The sequence below is a fragment of the Noviherbaspirillum sedimenti genome (assembly GCF_003590835.1).
GTDB classification, from domain to species: Bacteria; Pseudomonadota; Gammaproteobacteria; order Burkholderiales; family Burkholderiaceae_D; genus Paucimonas; species Paucimonas sedimenti.
This window is the reverse complement of sequence record NZ_QYUQ01000002.1, coordinates 133,776-153,648: the sequence shown is the minus strand read 5'-3', so window position 1 is coordinate 153,648 and position 19,873 is coordinate 133,776. Positions and strand designations below refer to the sequence as shown.

General features: G+C 60.5%; 17 protein-coding genes. All 17 read right to left on the bottom strand.

The window, feature by feature from the left end:
• Positions 1–66 precede the first annotated feature (66 nt).
• Positions 67–489, bottom strand: a complete 423-nt coding sequence (locus D3878_RS00775) for a hypothetical protein (protein ID WP_147383849.1) — start codon at positions 487–489, stop codon at positions 67–69.
• A 206-nt stretch (positions 490–695) separates the two neighbouring features.
• Entirely contained in the window at positions 696–2,042 is a 1,347-nt protein-coding gene (gene ltrA / locus D3878_RS00770; RefSeq protein WP_199688054.1) for a group II intron reverse transcriptase/maturase, read from the bottom strand.
• Positions 2,043–2,602: 560 nt separating this feature from the next.
• Complete coding sequence (ltrA, locus tag D3878_RS00765; RefSeq protein WP_233556186.1) at positions 2,603–3,955, bottom strand: group II intron reverse transcriptase/maturase; 1,353 nt, start codon at positions 3,953–3,955, stop codon at positions 2,603–2,605.
• Positions 3,956–4,437: 482 nt separating this feature from the next.
• The gene (locus D3878_RS00760) at positions 4,438–5,766 is read right to left on the bottom strand and encodes an IS1182 family transposase (protein WP_119783739.1); all 1,329 of its coding nucleotides are present in this window, start codon (positions 5,764–5,766) and stop codon (positions 4,438–4,440) included.
• A gap of 221 nt (positions 5,767–5,987) precedes the next feature.
• Positions 5,988–6,419, bottom strand: coding sequence for a hypothetical protein (locus D3878_RS00755; protein WP_119783738.1), 432 nt, complete (start codon positions 6,417–6,419; stop codon positions 5,988–5,990).
• 447 nt (positions 6,420–6,866) lie between these two features.
• Positions 6,867–7,163 carry a hypothetical protein gene (locus tag D3878_RS23350; RefSeq protein WP_147383848.1) on the bottom strand — a complete coding sequence of 99 codons (297 nt, stop codon included), beginning with the start codon at positions 7,161–7,163 and terminating at the stop codon, positions 6,867–6,869.
• Between the two features lie 19 nt (positions 7,164–7,182).
• On the bottom strand, positions 7,183–8,376 hold the full coding sequence (locus tag D3878_RS00750) for an IS91 family transposase (protein WP_199688053.1): 1,194 nt from the start codon (positions 8,374–8,376) through the stop codon (positions 7,183–7,185).
• 3 nt (positions 8,377–8,379) lie between these two features.
• Complete coding sequence (locus D3878_RS00745) at positions 8,380–9,228, bottom strand: tyrosine-type recombinase/integrase (RefSeq protein WP_119783737.1); 849 nt, start codon at positions 9,226–9,228, stop codon at positions 8,380–8,382.
• A gap of 574 nt (positions 9,229–9,802) precedes the next feature.
• The gene (gene clpB / locus D3878_RS00740) at positions 9,803–12,397 is read right to left on the bottom strand and encodes an ATP-dependent chaperone ClpB (protein ID WP_119783736.1); all 2,595 of its coding nucleotides are present in this window, start codon (positions 12,395–12,397) and stop codon (positions 9,803–9,805) included.
• Between the two features lie 128 nt (positions 12,398–12,525).
• Entirely contained in the window at positions 12,526–13,071 is a 546-nt protein-coding gene (locus D3878_RS00735) for a Dps family protein (protein WP_119783735.1), read from the bottom strand.
• A 96-nt stretch (positions 13,072–13,167) separates the two neighbouring features.
• Positions 13,168–13,542: a fluoride efflux transporter CrcB gene (gene crcB / locus D3878_RS00730; RefSeq protein WP_119783734.1), complete on the bottom strand. Its 375-nt coding sequence runs from the start codon at positions 13,540–13,542 to the stop codon at positions 13,168–13,170.
• Positions 13,539–14,045: a molybdopterin synthase catalytic subunit MoaE gene (gene moaE, locus D3878_RS00725; protein WP_119783733.1), complete on the bottom strand. Its 507-nt coding sequence runs from the start codon at positions 14,043–14,045 to the stop codon at positions 13,539–13,541. The genes crcB and moaE overlap by 4 nt, the downstream gene beginning before the upstream one ends.
• Before the next feature lie 2 nt (positions 14,046–14,047).
• Complete coding sequence (gene moaD, locus D3878_RS00720) at positions 14,048–14,305, bottom strand: molybdopterin converting factor subunit 1 (protein WP_119783732.1); 258 nt, start codon at positions 14,303–14,305, stop codon at positions 14,048–14,050.
• 10 nt (positions 14,306–14,315) lie between these two features.
• Positions 14,316–15,596: a molybdopterin molybdotransferase MoeA gene (locus D3878_RS00715; RefSeq protein ID WP_233556185.1), complete on the bottom strand. Its 1,281-nt coding sequence runs from the start codon at positions 15,594–15,596 to the stop codon at positions 14,316–14,318.
• 21 nt (positions 15,597–15,617) lie between these two features.
• Positions 15,618–17,078: a threonine synthase gene (gene thrC / locus D3878_RS00710; RefSeq protein WP_119783730.1), complete on the bottom strand. Its 1,461-nt coding sequence runs from the start codon at positions 17,076–17,078 to the stop codon at positions 15,618–15,620.
• 52 nt (positions 17,079–17,130) lie between these two features.
• Positions 17,131–18,441, bottom strand: coding sequence for a homoserine dehydrogenase (locus D3878_RS00705; protein ID WP_119783729.1), 1,311 nt, complete (start codon positions 18,439–18,441; stop codon positions 17,131–17,133).
• Between the two features lie 32 nt (positions 18,442–18,473).
• Positions 18,474–19,703, bottom strand: coding sequence for a pyridoxal phosphate-dependent aminotransferase (locus tag D3878_RS00700; RefSeq protein ID WP_119787624.1), 1,230 nt, complete (start codon positions 19,701–19,703; stop codon positions 18,474–18,476).
• Between the last annotated feature and the right edge of the window lie 170 nt (positions 19,704–19,873).

Below are 19,873 nucleotides of genomic sequence, written 5' to 3'. Positions count from 1 at the left end.
AACACTTGCGGCGAAGCTGCCTCCTGCAGTTGCGTTTCCGTGTCGAGCGACCAGTTAAGGTGCATGCTAGTCCAATAGCGCATATGGGGCCAGCTTCCACAGCCGCTCCGGAACTGGTTTGAACTCTGGCAAGGAAAGGACGCCGGCGGGCCCGATGAGCGTGCCTCCTTCGGGCCACTCGTGAACATAGAACGCCACTCGGAAGGAACTAGCCGCGGGCATGCTCTCCTCCCCAATGTGCTCTTCTCCGTCCACTGATAGATATGTCGGCTCCCATGCTACTGCCGTTGTCTCTTTCTCCGAGATTGAGTAAGGATCGAACTCGCCACCATGATCTTGCACCAAGACTTCAAAAAGCGCGACGGAGTTCAGTGAAGATTGGAGCTCCTCGGGAAGTTCCGCCGCGCGCGCCATGAGTTCTTCTTCGGACCAAGACTTCGCCAGGCCGCGTTGCTGCAGCTCACGTATCCCGTCAACGAACGCTTTCACGTCTTCTGTTACCCAGGACGCGAGCCGCTCAGGCGTGAGCCGAGGGAGGTATGAGCCGAGGACAGTGAGCCGCATCGCTGCACCTTAATCGGGATAGGAAGAAGCCTCGCGGCCCCTCCACCGGGTCACCGGAGGCAGTCACCCGCCTCCGGTTCCCACAGAACGTAGCGTGCGGATTTCCCGCACTACGCTCTTCAGCAGTTGATTTACAGTACAGCGATAGCTTGCAAGGCCCGGTAGGGCAAATGCAGCTTTGGTCGCATCAACGGAAACCGCGTCGTAATTTGATGAAACGCTTCCCACGTAACACCGCCTGAGCGGCTACGGCTACTCAGCATTTTGCGCCAGTAACGCTCGACACCCCTGTGCACTTGCAGCAGTGCCCGGAAATTTCCGGCAATGCCGTAGTACGCATAGTGGCCGCGCAATACCCGGTTGAGCTTTTCAGCCTGCTCCCGAATCGACAAGTGCCTTACCTGCCGCATCAAGTCTTGCAGGTTTGCCAGACTACGTCGCAATCGCGATTTCTCTGTTTGCATCCCTACCTTAAATCTGCCCTTCAGGTTTTGCGTGCAATACAGGGTAAAGCCCAGGAAGTAGATCGTCTCCGGTCTCTTCCGCCCATGATTGCCCGCATCCCGTTGCGCAAATCGACCAAATGCAATGAGCTTGGTCTTGCTTGGTTCAAGGGTCAAACCAAACTTCTCCAACCGTTTGCGCAGAGCGTCCTGAACCCGTCGTGCATCTGACTCGTATTGGAAACACATCACAAAGTCGTCGATGTAGCGCACCAAGTAAGCCTTGCCTTGCAGGTGCCGTTTGACCACGCGTTCAAACCACAGGTCCAGCACGTAATGCAAATACACGTTACTCAATAGCACACTGATCGAACCGCCTTGCGGCGTTCCCTCCTCGCTTTGATGCACCTTGCCGTCTTCCAGTACGCCTGCCTTGAGCCACCGCCGGATCAAACTGATCATGCGTGGGTCTCCTACCCGGTGCTCCACAAATCGAAGCAGCCAATCGTGGTTCAGGCTCCCAAAGAAGTTCTTCAAGTCCGCTTCCAGCACCCAACTGACTTTGCGACCAGCGACTACCTCATTGAGTGTCGCCAGTGCTTGGTGGGCATTGCGCTCAGGTCTACCACCAAACGAACATGGCATAAAGTCCTGTTCGTAAATGGCGGATAGAACTTGGGCGGCACTGCGCTGCAAGGCCCGATCAGCCACAGTCGGTACGCCCAGCGGGCGCATCTCCTGTTTGCCGGGCTTCGGGATATACACGCGCCGGATGTCTGGCGCTTGATACCCTCGGCGGTGGACGGATTGAAGCATCGGCCCAATCCATTCTTCAAAGCGCTCCTTCGCCTCTGGCACCTTCTGGCCATCCACACCAGCCGCCGAGCGGCTTGGAACCTGCCACAGATTCGTCCACACCCGATCCTGCGTAATGTAGTGGGCCAGCGAAGTAAACCGGAGTGCCGGTTCACACCGAGCTTTCACTGCTATTCGTTCGAGTCCCGTTTCCATGGCGGGTGATTCTTCTCTTTGCATAAAAGACCTTGCCTCCCTTTGTATGGAGTCCATGTTGCCCAAGAACGATTCAACTGCTGCTGGCCGCTTCCCCATGTGATCGGCTCTCCCGATCTCGGAGTACTATCAGCCAGTCTGACTTCCGTCAGGTCATCAAGCCATTCTGCCTTCTCGGCTCGTCTGGCCTTACAAGCTGCGCTTGAACCTGACGGATCTCCCTTGTTCACATGAAATTCTTTGGTTACATGCTGGCGGTACGAACCCCGGAAGCACTCCAGCACACTCGCCGTGGCGCATGCTGGAATTCCGCCTTCCCCTTTGAGAGATAGGGTCGGCTACTTCGACCAGTGTGATTTCGGGGCTATCTTTCCGTTCACTGATATTCCGGCCTGCAACCTCCCTGTCTACGCTTCGCAGTGGCCGTTACCGGACACCACGCAAGACTCGGTACGCGACTGCTGGCTAGGCTTTGCCGCGGCAGCCATTTCAGGCCGCTGAATTTCATGCGCTTGCAAGGCGCAACTCCCACACCACCGGACATACGGGTCACGTATCCGGCGGTTCAATAAATACGGTTGATCTCATGCTGCCAGTGACGGCAGCCCCATTTGGCGAAACAATCGGTTCGGCATCGCCAGCAATAGCGCCGGTGCCATGCTGATGCGCCAGGGACCGTGCGCCGATTTGCTGCAGTTCCATGCTTCACGCACAGTCACGCCGCGCTTTCTCAGTTCACGGTAGCCCGCGCGCCCCCATTGTTTCCATTGATAGCAGCGTAACCGCCTTCTTATCCATTTGTCCAGATCCCGCAGAGGACTCAGTACCTCGGCGATGCCAAAGTACGCTTTCCAGCCAAGCAGGGATTTTCTCAGCTCTGCGATGATGTCGGCCAAACGGTGGCCTCTGGTTCGGCGGGTCAGCTCGCGCACCTTGACCTTGAGCTTGAAGATGGCTTGATCCGCCACCTTCACGCGGGCCTTGGTGCCGCTGACGGTAAAGCCCAGAAACTTGCGGTTTCCGGGCTTGTCCACGGCGCTCTTTTGCTGATTGACTGTGAGTCGCAGCCGGTTGCGAATGAAGCGCCCTACGCTTGCCATCACCCGTAATCCTGCCCGTTTGCTTTTGACGAAGATATTGCAGTCATCCGCATAGCGGGCAAAGCGGTGGCCGCGCCTTTCAAGTTCCCAGTCCAGTTCATCCAGGACCACATTGGCCAGCACCGGCGACAGCGGGCCGCCTTGCGGCACGCCCTCGGTCGTCGCCTGTTTGTTCTTGCCAATTTGCACGCCGGCCTTCAGGTAGCGGTTGATGAGCCGCAGTACCTGTTGGTCGGGCACATGGCGCTTGAGCCGTTGCATCAGGCGGTCATGGTGGACGCGGTCGAAGAAGGCTTCCAGGTCCATATCGACGACCCAGTTATACCCTTCCTTCACATTGCCTTGCGCCTGCCAGATGGCTTGATGCGCATTCCGGTTGGGCCGAAAGCCGTAGCTGTCGGGGTGGAATGCCGGCTCCCATTGCGCTTGTACGACTTGCGCAATGGCTTGCTGGATGAACCGGTCGAGCACGGTCGGTATCCCCAGGGGCCGCATCTTGCCGTCGGGCTTGGGGATTTCCACACGCTTGACCGGACTCGGGCGGTATCGCCCCGTTTCCAGTTGGGTGCGTATGACCGGCCAGTGCGCCTTGAGGTATGCCGGCAGTTCATCGACGGTCATGCCGTCGATGCCGGGCGCCCCCTTGTTCTGGCGAACCTGTTTCAGGGCGCGTTTCAGGTTCTCGCGGGCGAGTACCTGCGCCAATAGGGTAAGTTCTTCCGGTGATGCGGACAAATCCTCTTCTCCAGCCACGGGTTCACCTGCCGGATCAGTGTCCGGCAACAGGCTCAGCTGCTGGTCAGGTGCCATCCCGTTGCTCTTCATAGGATTGTGCATCGTTTATTGTTCGGGCCTTCGGTGCGGGCCTTGCACCTACTATGCCCTTTGCTGACTTCTCTACGGTATTCAGTGCCGATTGCTCGGTACCCAGCTTCGATTTTCTGAAGCACCGCAGAGATCTCCCAGGGTAAGACACGTATCTTTCGCTGCGTAGACGCCGGATTTACAAAATGCATCCCAATCGTAGATGGAGGGCTTCACGGTCACGTGCCCGCTGGCCCCGGATGCATCACGCCTCATATCCGGTTTCTGTTCGTCGCCCCGCAGCTTTGGGTTCAGCTTCCTTCAGACCCCGCCTCGCGACGACGCCCTTGCCGTTTCCCTAGGAGTCTGCGCGGCAAACAGAATTTGAGCGAGCGAAACGGGCGCAACGCCAGCCGGGCTGATATTGGCCCGGCATTGAATTCTGAAATTGCTGACTGATAGGCGTTTTTGAGCTGCGGCGCGACACCGGAATGTGCGTTTTCCCCATTTTTAAACTACGCACACATCATATTTGCCATTCTTCGCAGGTTAAGCGCAGCGCAGACGAGTTTCCACTCTGCCTGGGCCTTGGCGATGCCGCGCATGCTAAATTGTCGGAAGCCCAGTACGTGCTTGATCCAACCATTTGGCGGTTCGGATAACCACTTGCGCCGCCGGTAGGCATCTTGGGTGGCGGTGGATTTGAATCGTTCTGCCATGGCCGCCGAGAGTGGGCGTTTGTTCGGATCAATCCCAAGCGCTTGTCTACCTTCGCGCCCAAGGGCAACGATGATCTCGGCGGGATGATCACGCAGCGTTTCAAACACGGCCTCGGATCGATAGCCTGCATCGGCGACGACCTGGTGCGGATCGTCGCCCGTATTCGCCTTGACCGCCGCCAGCACCGCGGGCAATTGACGGCTATCGGCGCCGCTATTGGTCAGTTCGGCAGCGACGATGATGTGCGCCGTATCATCGACTGCGGCTTGCGCGTTGTAGCTGTAATCGAAGCCGCCACCGGCGCGCTTCATGATCCGGCTTTCCGGGTCGGTAAAGTTGTCCTGGGCCTTGGGCTTGGGCTCACCGAACTTGTACTTGTATTTCGACTTCTTGAGCGCCTTACCATCGCCGTCTGGCGGCGTATTGTCGTCGTCAGCGCTGCGGCCACGCTCGGTATCTGCCTGACGCTGGCGTTCCTCCAGCCGTGCGCGCGCCGCGCCAATGGCTGCAAGCCGGTCCTCGCGTCGGCTTATCTCAGCTGGAATGTCCAGTGCCGGCTCGTTCTTCTCGGCCAGGTCGGCTGCCTTGGCCTTGGCCAGTAGCGCGTCGATCTGCGCCTTCAATTCCAGCTCCGATTTCTTCATGCGCTCATAACTCATGGCCTTGTGGCGCGATGCGTTGGCCTTAATCTTGGTCCCATCCACAGCGATGGTTCCCAACTTGACCAGGCCGCACTCGCGCGCCAACTTCACCACTTGCACGAACAAGTCGGACAACTCTTTCAGATGGAAAGCACGGAAGTCGCAGATCGTGCGGTGCGCGGGATAATTGCCAGCAGCAAGTACCCGGAAGGCAACGTCTTCATGCAGCTTCTTTGCCAGCTTGCGCGACGAGAACACCCCGGTCGCATAGCCATAAACCAGCACTTTGACCATCATCGCCGGATGAAAGGGCTGATTGCGCGGCCCGCCACCTGCATATCGCGCATGGAAGGTGCTCAGATCAAGCGCATCGATCGTATCGCTGATGTAGTACGCAAGATGGCCATCTGGTAGCCACTCTTGCAATGCAGGGGGAAGCAGCATTTGCTGCTGCGGATCGTAGGGAAGATAGCTCGATGTCATCACGAATCAACGTTTACGAATCTATTCGGATGACATCAGCGTTCTGCCGCGCAGACTCCTAGCCTTCGGCTCTACGAAAACCTGGCAGTCGGACTTCCACCGACCTAGTTACGTGCCATGCCTGGCACACACGCCGAACTAACCAGCGCGCAGCATATGCCGCGAAGCGGCAAATTCTTTGCTGCGTGTCTGGGTTGAGTGACGAGTTATGGCTCACCAGCTTACTTGCTTTCATATTCTTTTTCCCTCCGCTTGGCAGCAGAAACGGCTTCCATGCCTTCATGAACCAACAATTTCCCCAACACTTCTTTTGCGCGGGAGTCTGCTTGTGCCGCATATTTGTTTGGCTTTCGTGCTGCTACTTGACACCATGCGTAGGCCTCTACGAGATTCGTAATCTCGGGCTCTGCGCTCAGCGCCACACACAGCCCAAAGGGAGCTAAGTGGTACTTGAGAGAGGCAGACTCAAGTAGCAACTGCAAACCCTTCGCAGCGTCCCTCGGCCCATCGATTGCGCGAAACCGATTAGTTCCTTCCACGAAAATCCGCTCACCAAGCTCCGGCTCAGATGGCTGTCCAAGGACAGCAGGCGGCCAGAGTGCCGTGATGAAAACTAAGGCTGATCCCATCAGCGATGCAATTCTATTAGCCATAACGCTTCATTGAGCGGCCGGCGATGACGGCGATACCGATACTGACTCTGTTCGCATTCACGCTGACCTCGTTAATATAATCGTCGCCGGTCCGGCTCCAATGGAATGTTATGCCTTGGACGGAATTCAGCGCCCCACGCGCCAAGCTGCCTGCCAAGCCCTTTCCCGTCGCACTGCCACTGGCCAAGGAGCGCCGCAACGCGCACACTCGATCACCGACCCAAAACCGATAGCCCCGTTTCTCTGCCAAGACCGCAGGTCAGCTAAGCCACCGCAGGATGGAGCTCGTCAAGCCCTCAGGACGACAATCCCACTGCAGGGCCTTGCTCGTTAAGCCACTTGCACGCCGCACTCCGACCGGGCCGCAGCAACGCGCTCAAAACCCAACACTTACCCCAACTTCAAACCGAACGACCGCACAGTGAACCAACGAACGTAGACTGGTTCTCATTCGGCATAACGAATAGAGTTTATCTGCCGCTCCCACAGCGCAAGCCAAGGGCGACTGCCGTGCAACGGCAGATAAACGCTGTTGGACTGAACCGCCACACCGGCGGTGGTTATGGGGATTGTAAGCCGGGGAATGGCTGTTTTGGCAAGAATGTGGCGGTGGTGTTGCATCTTGACGGCAGTTCTGCAACAGCGCGGCGCCAGCAGCAATCGTCCATGCCCCCTGAAGCCCCTTTGCGGAAGGGGAATTTTGCCGCTGGCGGCGAACGCCGGCCTGGCCAGGGGATTCGCCATGCCTTGACTGCGTCGCCTCTCATGCCGCACCCCTGGCTCCTGGCGGGCCGGTCGCCAGGCAGCGCAGAAATGGCAGGCGCACCGGCGCAATCACCTCGATCACCCGCAGTCGCCCTTGCGCACAATGCCGGCAACAGCCAATGTCGATGTGCGCCACCCGCAGCATGAAGGCATCCACGCTCTCGATGACCTGCGCATCCGGCGGCGGCACAGCCAGTGCGGCACGACAGGCTGCCAGCTTTGCTTCTTTGTGACGGTTGGCCAGGATGCCGTAGTGCCGGATGCGCTTGAATCCCGACGGCAGCACATGCAACAGGAAGCGGCCAATGAAGGCCTCCGCCGGCAAGCGCAGGGTGCGCTTCTTGCCCGGATTGGCATTGTCGCGCACCCGGAATGTCACTTCCCCGTCGTCCAGGGCGGCCAGCCGGTCATTGGAAATGCCCACCCGGTGCGTATAGCGCGCCAGGTAATCCAGCACCTGGGCAGGCCCGCCCAGCGGCTGTTTCGCGTACACCACCCAGTCATGCCGGCGCAGGGCCAGCAGCAGCGTGCGCCAGCCGTGGGCGCTGTCCGTTTCCGCATCCCGCAGTCGCCCGTCGCCACGTGCCGCCTTGAGGGCATCGATGAACTTCTCGCGAAACACCTGCGACAGCGCCTTGACCGGAAACAGGAAGCCGCGGCGGCTAGCAATCCACTGACCCTCGCTGGTCAGCGCGCCGCTGGCCACCAGCGCATGCACATGCAAATGCCGCATCAGGTTCTGCGACCACGTATGCAGCACCTGCGAGAAGGCCAGGCTGCCGCCCAGCCAGCGCGGGTTGGCCCCGAACGCGACCAGCGTGCCGGATGCCGCCTCGAACAGCATGTCGCTGATCAGCCGGAAGTGGCTGCCGGCCATGCCATTCAACGCATGCGGCAGGGTAAAAACCAGGTGGGTGTACGGCACCGGCAGCAATTCGCGCTGCCTTGCGGCGATCCATTGCTCCCTGGCCCGGCTCTGGCATGTCGGACAGTGACGGTTGCGACACGAGTGATACACATGCCGGGTGGCGCCGCAATCGGCACATTGCAGGACATGGCCGCCCAGCGCAGCGGTGCGGCACGACACGATGGCGCGCCAGGCTTTGGCCTGCGAAGGCGCAAGCGCGGCAAGATAGGCGTTGCCGTGTTGACGAAAGATGTCGGCCAGCGCGATGCGGCCGCGATGGGCCACGCCCTAACGTTTGGACAAAAGCGACGACAGCAGGTCCAGCGGCGAATCGGTCCTGGCCACTTGTCCCTGCAGATGCAGGTAGCGGGCGGTGGTGGTGATCTTGTCGTGTCCCATCAGCCGGCCGATGGTATGGATATCCACGCCGGCTTCGAGCAAGTGCGTCGCAAAGGCGTGGCGCAGGCCGTGGATGCCGCCGGCCTTGGTGACGCCGGCGCGGCGCTTGGCCGCATAGTACATCTTCTGCACTTGCGAGATGCCAATCGGCTGGCTGCCGTCCGTGCGGGGGAACAGCCAGTCCTGCGAAGGCCGGGTGCGCCAATACTGCCGCAAGGTGTCCAGTAGCAGGGGCGACAGCAGCGTATAGCGATCCTTGCCGCCCTTGCCGTTGGCCACACGCAGCATCATGCGCTCGCTGTCGATGTCGCCAACCTTCAGCCGGCAGGTTTCCGTCACGCGCAAGCCGGCCGCATAGGTCGTCATCAGCAAGGCCCGATGCCGCAGGTTGCTGCAGCCGTCCAGGATGCGATGGACTTCGTCGCGCGAGAGGATCTCGGGCAGCCTGGCCGGCGCCTTGCGGTTAGGGATCGTGAATTCAGCGGCCGGCTGCTTGAGCGTGATGTGAAACAGGAAGCGCAGCGCGCAGGCCGCCTGGTTGGTCGTCGACCAGCTCAGCTTGTGCTCCTCGATCAAGTGCAGCAGATATTGCTGGACATCTTCCTGCGACAGTTGTTCGGGAGAACGGTTGTAATAGCCGGCAAGGCCGGCAACCGCGGCAATGTAGGCTTCCTGGGTACGTGCCGCCAGGCCACGCAGCACCATGTCGGCCTGCATCTGTTTGCGCAGTGGGCTCATGATCGTTTCCTTCTCTGTGCCGGGGAAATCCCCCGTTACAGCGTAGGAAACGAATTGCTTCAATACCTGCTGCTCGTCGCGCTTCTTTCCACCGCGCAGCGGTTTAGTTCAACTGCATAAAAATACAGTACTAATTAAACAGAAAAAACTGACATCCATTACTTGTTGTTGAAACTCGGCGTCCGCCTAATCTGGCTGCGCGCCACCTAACCCCGTAGAACAGATTCGCGGAAACGCAGTAGCCACCAGTGTTTCGACGCTTCACTGTGTAAATTTACAGTACTAATTAAAGATGAAAAACATCAGCGTTTCCGGAAAAGTGTCGCTGGTGAGAAAACCCTTGCCAAACAATTACACCGTAAAAAACCCCACTGAAAATTAACCTTTAAACAACAACAAAGTATGTTCCAAATCGCAATTTATGTCTATGTTCAAGATACTATCTTGACTGCCTGCCCGTCGCCATCCCATGAATATGGGAGTCTGGAGCGTTCCGGCGTTTGTGCAGCAAAAGCCGAAAAAAAAGCCCGGTCGTCGGACCGGGCGGCATGGCTGAACTGCGCTGCAGTGAAGATCAGCCTTGCTGGCTCTCCTGCTTCTCGAACGCCAGTGCACCATTCCTGACATCGACGTGGATCACGTCCTTCGGCCCGAAGCGCCCTTCCAGGAGCATCTTCGACAGCGGATTTTCGATCTCCTGCTGGATCGCCCGTTTCAGCGGCCGCGCGCCATACACCGGATCGAAACCGGCCTCGGCGATCTTCTGCAGCGCAGCCTCCGTCAACTCCAGTCCCATCTCCATCTTCGCCAGGCGTTTTTCCAGGATCGCCAGCTGGATCTTGGCGATGGCGCCAATGTTCTTCTCGTCGAGCGCGTGGAACACCACGATCTCGTCGATGCGGTTGATGAACTCCGGCCTGAAATGCCCCTTCACTTCAGCCAGCACCGCCAGCTTGATGAGTTGTGGGTCGCTGCCTTCCATCGACTGGATCTTGTGCGAACCGAGGTTGGAGGTCATCACCACCACCGTGTTCTTGAAGTCCACCGTGCGGCCCTGGCCATCCGTCATGCGGCCGTCGTCAAGCACCTGCAGCAGCACATTGAAGACATCCGGATGCGCCTTCTCGATTTCGTCGAGCAGGATCACGCTGTAGGGCTTGCGTCGCACCGCTTCCGTCAGATAGCCGCCCTCTTCGTAGCCGACGTAGCCGGGCGGCGCGCCGATCAGGCGCGCAACCGAATGCTTTTCCATGAATTCGCTCATGTCGATGCGGATCAGCGACTCTTCCGTGTCGAACAGGAAGGAGGCCAGTGCCTTGCACAACTCGGTCTTGCCCACGCCGGTGGGGCCCAGGAACATGAAGGAGCCGTAGGGACGGTTGGGGTCGCCGAGGCCCGCGCGCGAACGGCGAATGGCATCGGACACAACGACGATGGCTTCGTGCTGGCCGACCACGCGCTTGTGCAATTCATCTTCCATGTGCACCAGCTTGTCGCGCTCGCCCTGCATCATCTTCGCGACCGGAATGCCGGTGGCGCGCGACACCACTTCGGCGATTTCCTCGGCGCCGACCTGGGTGCGCAAGAGCCGGTTGGCCTGCGGCTTGACTTCGCCGCTGTCGGCCTGCTTCAACTGCGCTTCCAGTTCAGGCAGCTTGCCGTACTGTAGCTCGGACATCTTTTGCCAGTCGCCGCGGCGCTTGGCTTCTTCCATCTGCAGGCGCACCTTCTCGATTTCTTCCTTGATGTGGGTACTGCCCTGCACCGCCGATTTTTCCGCCTTCCAAATCTCTTCCAGGTCGGCGTATTCGCGCTCGAGCTTGACGATCTCTTCCTCGATCAGCGCCAGGCGCTTTTGCGAGGCCTCGTCCTTTTCCTTCTTGACCGCCTCACGCTCGATCTTCAGCTGGATCAGGCGGCGGTCAAGCTTGTCCATCACTTCGGGCTTGGAATCGATCTCGATCTTGATCTTGGAAGCGGCTTCGTCGATCAGGTCGATCGCCTTGTCCGGCAGGAAGCGGTCGGTGATGTAGCGATGCGACAGCTCCGCGGCGGCAACGATGGCCGGATCGGTGATGTCGACGCCATGGTGCACCTCGTATTTTTCCTGCAAGCCGCGCAGGATGGCAATCGTTGCTTCCACGCTCGGCTCGTCCACCAGGATTTTCTGGAAGCGGCGCTCCAGCGCGGCATCCTTCTCGATATATTTGCGGTATTCGTCCAGGGTGGTGGCGCCGACGCAATGCAGCTCGCCGCGCGCCAATGCGGGCTTCAACATGTTGCCGGCGTCCATCGCACCTTCGGCCTTGCCGGCGCCGACCATGGTGTGAAGTTCGTCGATAAAGACGATGGTCTGGCCCTCGTCATGAGCGAGTTCCTTCAGCACCGATTTCAAGCGTTCCTCGAATTCGCCGCGGTACTTGGCGCCAGCCAGCAGCGCCGCCATGTCCAGCGACAATACCCGCTTGGATTTCAGGCTGTCGGGCACTTCGCCATTGACGATGCGCTGCGCCAGGCCCTCGACGATGGCGGTCTTGCCCACGCCCGGCTCGCCGATCAACACCGGATTGTTCTTGGTGCGGCGCTGCAAAACCTGGATGGCGCGGCGGATTTCATCGTCGCGGCCGATCACCGGGTCGAGCTTGCCCTGGCGGGCGCGTTCGGTCAGGTCGAGGGTGTATTTCTTCAGCGATTCGCGCTGGCCTTCGCTTTCCTGCGAATTAACGTTGCCGCCGCCGCGCACGGCGTCGATCGCCGCTTCCAGCGCCTTGCGGGTCAGGCCGTTCTCGCGCGCCAGCTTGCCGGCATCGGACTTGTCTTCGGTCAAGCCTAGCAGGATCATTTCGCTGGCGATGAACTGGTCGCCGCGCTTTTGCGCTTCCTTGTCGGCCAGGTTCAGCAGCGAAGCCAGTTCGCGGCCAACCTGCACTTCGCCGCCGGTGCCGGAAACTTTCGCCAGACGCGCCAGGGCGCCCTTCAGGGCATTCGACAATCCACCGACATTGACGCCGGCACGCTGCAGAAGCGAACGCGCGCTGCTGTCGTCCTGGTTCAGCAAGGCCACCAGCAGGTGCACCGGCTCGATGTACTGGTTGTCGTTGCCCACCGCCTGGCTTTGGGCATCGGCCAGGGCTTCCTGCAGTTTGGTTGTCAGTTTATCTAGGCGCATCGCTACACTCCCGGAATATTAGTTGCTTGTTAATTGGGGGTACAAAACCACTTTTCAAGCAAGGAAGTGCCCCGAAAGTTTGTCATGCCTGGCGGTCATGCCCGCAAACCATCACCGGAATGGCCGCATTAATGTCCTGTGGAATCGCCGCGGCGGCCAGCCTCGAACAGGAACCAGGCACGCTGCTCGGATTCATCGATCCAGGTTTCGATCAGGCTGGCGCTGGCGATATCCCCTCCCTCGTCGCAGACATTATGAGCCTCGCGCAGACGGGACACCAGTTGCCGGTTGTCGTCCCCCAGCTCGGCCAGCATGTCGCCCGGCTCGACATACGCGGCGTCATTGTCGAGCACGCGCTGGGTGCGGGCGATATGGCCAATCGATTTCAGCGTCGCCTGGCCCAGCTTGCGGATGCGCTCGGCGATGGGGTCGGTCATGGCGAACAGTTCGACGGCCTGTTCGTCCAGCAGCAAATGGTAATCGCGAAAATGCGGCCCGCTCATGTGCCAGTGAAAATTCTTGGTTTTCAGGTAAAGCGCATATACGTCGGCCAGGATGCCGTTCATCGCCGCGGCAATATCACGGGTCGTCTCCGCCTTCAGGTCGGTGGGCGTGGCAAGCGGGGGGCGCATGCGGCGTTCGCCCCCGGCAGTTGCGGCATCGTTTTTTTTCATGGCACGGCTCCTCGGTTGTGGGGACTGAGGATTGGATGCGCAAGCAGGCGACGCGTTCGCGGATCAGCCTATGGTGACGCGAATCAATATTCCAGCTCAGGCGAGGAGTGCCCGGTAACTGGCGTAGCCAGCGATGCAAAGGAGCAGCGACCCGCCGACGTGCAAGGCGGTATGCACCAGTGCCCACAGGTAATCGCCATTCTGCAGCAGCATCATGGATTCGGCGGAAAAGCTCGAGAACGTCGTCAGGCCGCCCAGGAAACCGGTCACGACCAGCAGGCGCCACTCGGGCGAAAGCAGCGGGTGCGTCTGGAAAAACGCCAGGGAAATGCCGATCACGTAGGCGCCGCCAAGATTGGCTGCCACCGTGCCTAAGGGCAATTGGTTATGCCAGCCGTGCAGCAGCAGTGCCAGCCCCCAGCGCAACCAGGCGCCCAACGCGGCGCCGATACCGACCGCCAGCCAGCTCATGGCTGCGGCTCCCCCGGCGCCGGCGCTGCGGCGGGGCCTGGCAGTGCCGCCAACGGCCCCCACTTCGCCAGCGCCTCGTCATCCGCCACGCGCGCATCGACCCAGCGTGCGCCTTGCGGGGTCTGTTCCTTTTTCCAGAACGGCGCCTGGGTCTTGAGGTAATCCATGATGAATTCGCAGGCGGCAAACGCCTCGCCGCGATGCTTCGAGGTGACTGCCACCAGCACGATCTGCTCCAGCGGCTGCAAGAGGCCAACGCGGTGGATCACCAGGGCATCGACCAGTTCCCAGCGCGCGCGCGCCTGGCCGACGATGGCCTGCAGCGCCTTTTCCGTCATGCCGGGGTAATGTTCCAGTTCCATGGTGGCGACGCTGGCGCCCTCGTTCATGTCGCGCACGGTGCCGACAAACACCACCACGGCGCCGACCTGCGGCTGGCTGGCGCGCAGGCGGGCGACTTCCGCGCCCAGGTCGAAATCTTCGGTCTGGATGCGGATGGGCATGGCTAGCCTCCCGTCACAGGCGGGAAGAAGGCGACTTCGCAACCTTCGGAGATGGCCGTCCCGGCGCCCGTCATCTGGTGGTTGCAGGCCATGCGCAAGGCCCTGCCTTCGGCCAGCGCTTCCGCCCACACGCCGCCACGCTGGCGCAGGAAATCGCGCACGTCGCCGACGGTACGCACATGGGCGGGCAGGACGAGGTTTTCCTCGGCAGTGCCAAGGGCTTCGCGCACGCTGGCGAAAAAGCGGAGCTGGATATGCATGGCAAGGAGTTTAATACAGCAATTCGGCAAAGGGAATGAAGCGCACGGTATCGCCCGGCGCAATGGTCTGCCCCGGCGGATTGTCCACCAGGCCATCGCCCCACACCGTCGACGTCAATACGGCCGAACCCTGGTTGGGGAAAAGATCGAGGCCGCCGGCGGCATTGCGCTTGACGCGCAGGAATTCGTTGCGGCGGTCGGCCTTGCTCCAGGCAAAGTCGGCGCGCATGGCGCAAGCCTTCGGTGCAACGTCGGCGATACCCTGCAGGCGCAGCACGAAAGGCCGCACGAACAACAGGAAGGTGACGAAGCTCGATACCGGGTTGCCGGGCAAGCCGAGGAAAAAGGCCGCGTCAGTATTGTCACCCGCTGCGCTGCCGCCAGCAGAGCCGGTGCGGAAGACTTCACCGAAGGCCAGCGGCTTGCCGGGTTTCATGGCAATCTGCCACAGGTCCAGGCGCCCTTCCGCTTCCACCGCCGGCTTCACATGATCTTCCTCGCCAACCGAGACGCCGCCGGAGGTAATGATCAGGTCGTGGCCGGCGGCCGCGGCGCGCAAGGTATCGCGCGTGGCTTGCAGGGAATCCGGCACGATGCCGTAGTCGGTGATGTCGCAGCCGAGGTTTTCCAGCAGCCCGCGCAACAGAAAACGGTTGGAATTGTAGATGGCGCCTGGCTTCAGGGCTTCGCCCGGCATTGCCAGTTCGTCGCCGGTGAAAAAGACCGCCACCCGCAGGCGGCGCACTACCGGCAGACTCGCCAAGCCGACCGAGGCCGCCAGCCCCAGGTCCTGCGCACGCAGACGGGTGCCGGCGGCCAGGATGGTGCTGCCAGCTTGAATGTCCTCGCCGCGCCGGCGGATCCACTCGCCGTCGGCAGGCGCATGGCGTACCGTGACCCAGTCGCCGTCGCCCTGCTGCTCTGTCTCGCACATTTCCTGCATGACCACTGCATCGGCGCCCTCAGGAATCATGGCGCCGGTAAAGATGCGCGCCGCCGTGCCGGGTTCCAGCGGCTGCCCGACATGACCTGCCGCAATGCGCTGCGCCACTTTCAGGCGTGCAGCAGCACCGGCTGCCGCGCCGGCACAGTCGGCCGCGCACACCGCGTAGCCATCCATCTGGCTATTGTCCATCGGCGGCACATCCAGGCCCGAGGTTTGTGCAGCAGCCAGAATGCGGCCATTGGCATGCAGGGTCGGCAGGATTTCGCTCTCGCCGAGCGGGCGAGCGGCGGCGAGCATGCGCGCGAGCGCTTCCGCCACGCCCAGCATCGGTGCTTTTCCACTCATCGGTGCCGCCGCAGCCATCGCTTACAGCCCCGTGTGTGCGGCGATGTACTGCTTGACTTGCGCCACATCCGCCTTCATCACGTGGAAGCGCTGCGGCAAGGCTTCGATGTTCTCGAAACCGGCCGGACGCTCGGCATCGCGGCCCAGCGCTTCGCGGATGGTTTCATTGAACTTGGCCGGCAAGGCGGTTTCCAGCACGATCATGGTCACGCCCGGGGTCAGGTGCTCGCGCGCGACCTTGACGCCGTCTGCGGTATGGGTGTCGATGGCGATGCCATGTTTTTCATGGACGTCGCGAATGGTTGCCACGCGGTCCGCATGCACCGATTTACCCGACTGGAAACCATACTGCGCGACCTTGGCGAACTCGTCGCCATCGCTGCCGGGCTTGCCGGACAGGTCGAAGCCGCCATCGGTCTCGACCTTTTTGAACAGCGCCGCCAGGCGCGCGCTGTCGCGGCCGAGCAAATCGAACACGAAACGCTCGAAATTCGAGGCCTTGCTGATATCCATGCTCGGGCTGGACGTGTGGTAAGTCTCGGCCGACTTGCGCACACGGTAGACACCGGTGCGGAAGAATTCGTCGAGCACGTCGTTTTCATTGGTGGCGGCCACCAGCTTATCGATCGGCAAGCCCATCATGCGGGCGATATGGCCGGCACAGATATTGCCGAAGTTACCGGACGGGACCGTAAATGACACTTTCTGCTCGTTGCTCGTGGTCGCCGCCAGGTAGCCGCGGAAGTAATACACCACCTGCGCCACCACGCGCGCCCAGTTGATCGAGTTGACCGTGCCGATCTTCTGGCGATTCTTGAATTCCAGGTCATTCGAAACGGCCTTGACCATGTCCTGGCAATCGTCGAACACGCCTTCGACGGCGATATTGAAGATGTTCGGGTCTTGCAGGCTGAACATCTGCGCAGTCTGGAACGCGCTCATCTTCTTGTGCGGCGACAGCATGAAAACGCGGATGCCACGCTTGCCGCGCATGGCGTATTCTGCTGCGCTGCCGGTGTCACCGGAAGTGGCGCCAAAGATGTTCAGTTCGGCATGTTGCTTGTCCAGCGCGTATTCGAACAGGTTGCCCAGCAATTGCATGGCCATGTCCTTGAAGGCCAGCGTCGGGCCGTTCGACAGGGCCTGTAGTACCAGCTTATTGCCATCGCTTTGCTCCAGCACATGCAGCGGCGTGATCTGCGCGGCATCGTCGCCCGGGCGGGCGTTGCGGTACACCTCGGCCGTATAGGTCTTGTGCACCAGCGCCTTGAGGTCGGCTTCCGGTATATCGGTGGCGAACTTCTTCAGGACCTCGAAGGCCAGGTCGGCGTAAGACAGCTTGCGCCAGGCGTCGAGCTCGGCGCCCGACACTTGCGGGTATTCCGTCGGCAGGTACAGGCCACCATCCGGCGCCAGGCCGCCCAGCAGGATGTGGGAAAAGGATTGTGCCGGGGCCTGGCCGCGGGTGGATATGTATTGCATGGGCTATGAATAATCTGGTTATCGAATGGCGTGAAGCAAAGCCGCGCTCAGCTCAGTTCAGTTCCTCGAGCCGGATTCGGGTGATGCCGCCGGTCACCGTCTGCAGCCCCTCGATGCGGGCAATCGCTGCATCGATATTCTTTTCCTGGGTCTGATGCGTCAGCAGGATGATGTCGGTGCGGGTCTCGCCTTCTGCCGGTTCCTTTTGCAGCATGGCGTCGATGGAAATGCCGGCATCGGCCAGGATGCGCGTCACGTCGGCCAGCACGCCGGGGCGGTCGGCCACGTTCAGACGCAGGTAGTAGCTGCTGGTGACTTCCGCAATCGGCAGGATCGGCAGGTCGGACATGGCATCCGGCTGGAAGGCCAGGTGCGGCACCCGGTGCTCCGGGTCGGCCGTCGCCAGGCGGGTGATGTCGACCAGGTCGGCAATCACGGCCGAGGCGGTCGGCTCTGCACCGGCGCCCTTGCCGTAGTACAGCGTGGCGCCAACGGCGTCACCGTGCACGACCACCGCATTCATGGCGCCTTCGACGTTGGCGATCAGGCGCTTGGCGGGAATCAGGGTCGGGTGCACGCGCAGTTCGATGCCCATGGAGGTGCGGCGGGCGATGCCCAGCAGCTTGATGCGGTAGCCGAGCTGCTCGGCATACTGGATGTCGATGCCCTGCAGCTTGGTGATGCCTTCGACATACGCCTTGTCGAACTGCACCGGGATACCGAAGGCGATCGAAGCCATCAGCGTGACCTTGTGGGCGGCGTCGATGCCTTCGATGTCGAAGGTCGGGTCGGCTTCGGCGTAGCCGAGGGCTTGCGCTTCCTTCAGCGCGACGTCGAAGTCCAGGCCCTTGTCGCGCATCTCGGAGAGGATGAAGTTGGTGGTGCCGTTGATGATGCCGGCAATCCACTGGATGCGGTTGGCGGTCAGGCCTTCGCGCAATGCCTTGATGATGGGGATGCCGCCGGCAACCGCTGCTTCAAACGCAACCATCACGTTCTTTTCCTGCGCCGCCTTGAAAATCTCGGTGCCGTGTATGGCCAGCAACGCCTTGTTGGCGGTGACTACATGCTTGCCGTTGGCAATGGCTTTCAAGACCAGGTCCTTGGCGATGCCGTAGCCGCCGATCAGTTCGACGACGATGTCGATCTCGGGGTTGTTCACCACCAGGTTGGCGTCGCTAACCACTTCCACTTCACCATGGGTGAGTTCGCGCGCGCGCTCGGTATTGAGGTCGGCCACCATGGCGATTTCAATGCCGCGGCCGGCGCGGCGGGTGATTTCTTCCTGGTTGCGTTTGAGGACGTTGAAAGTGCCCGAGCCAACGGTACCGATGCCGAGCAAGCCTACTTTGATTGGTTTCATGGATATGGTTCAAATATTGAAAATGGGTGAAATCAGGACTTGCCGTGGCGCCGGCGGTAGCCGTCGAGGAAACGGCCGATGCGATTCATCGCATCGCCGAGGTCGTCGATATTGGGCAGGAACACCACGCGAAAGTGATCCGGCGTCGGGCAATTGAAGCCGGTGCCCTGCACGATCAGCACCCGCTCCTCGGCCAGCAGCTCATAAGCGAATTGCTGGTCGTCGGCGATCGGGTACATTTTTGCATCCAGCTTCGGGAACATATACAGCGCCGATTTCGGCTTGACGCAGGTAACGCCGGGGATATCGGTCAGCAGCTTGTGCGCGAGGTCGCGCTGGCGCGCCAGGCGTCCGCCCGGCGCCACCAGGTCATCGATGCTCTGGTAGCCGCCCAGCGCGGTCTGGATGGCATACTGGCCCGGCACGTTGGCGCACAGGCGCATCGACGACAGCATGTTGAGGCCCTCGATATAGTCGCGCGCATGCTTCTTCTCGCCCGAGACCACCATCCAGCCGGAACGAAAGCCGCAGGAACGGTAATTCTTCGACAGGCCATTGAAGGTAATGCACAGCACATCGTCGGCCAGCGAGGCCAGCGAGGTATGCGTATTGCCGTCGTATAGCACCTTGTCATAGATTTCGTCGGCAAACACGATCAGCTGGTGCTGGCGCGCCACTTCGATGATCTGTTCCAGCACCTCGACCGGATACAGCGCGCCGGTGGGGTTGTTGGGGTTGATGACGACAATGGCCTTGGTATTGCTGTTGATCTTTTTCTTGATGTCGTCGATATCCGGCGTCCAGTCAGCCTGCTCGTCGCAGACATAGTGCACCGGGGTGCCGCCGGACAGGCTGACCGCCGCCGTCCACAACGGATAATCCGGCGCCGGCACCAGTACCTGGTCGCCGCTGTTCAGCAGCGCATTGACTGCCATGACGATCAGTTCGGAGGCGCCATTGCCCAGGTAGATGTCATCGATGGAGACACCGGCAATCTTCTTTTCCTGGGTGTAGTGCATCACCGACTTGCGCGGCGCGAACAGGCCCTTCGAATCCGTATAACCGGACGAATTGGCCATGTTGCGGATCATGTCCTGGACGATCTCGTCGGGCGCATCGAAGCCGAAGGCGGCGAGATTGCCGATGTTGAGTTTGATGATCCTCTGCCCTTCATCTTCCATTTTCCGGGCTTTTTCCAGCACCGGGCCGCGGATGTCGTAACAGACTTCATCCAGTTTTTTCGATTTCCGAATCGGTTGCACAGCTGCCATTCCTTGTGAATTCTGAAGCATGAAAGTACGATGCAGTCCTTTTTTTGGCGCGGCTGGCATCGGCGCGCATGTTGCGGCGCGAAAAGCATCCATTGTGCCGAAATTACCCGTATTTATCAATGAAAAGCGCGTAACAGGCAGCATGGGAAGCGCTGCCATAC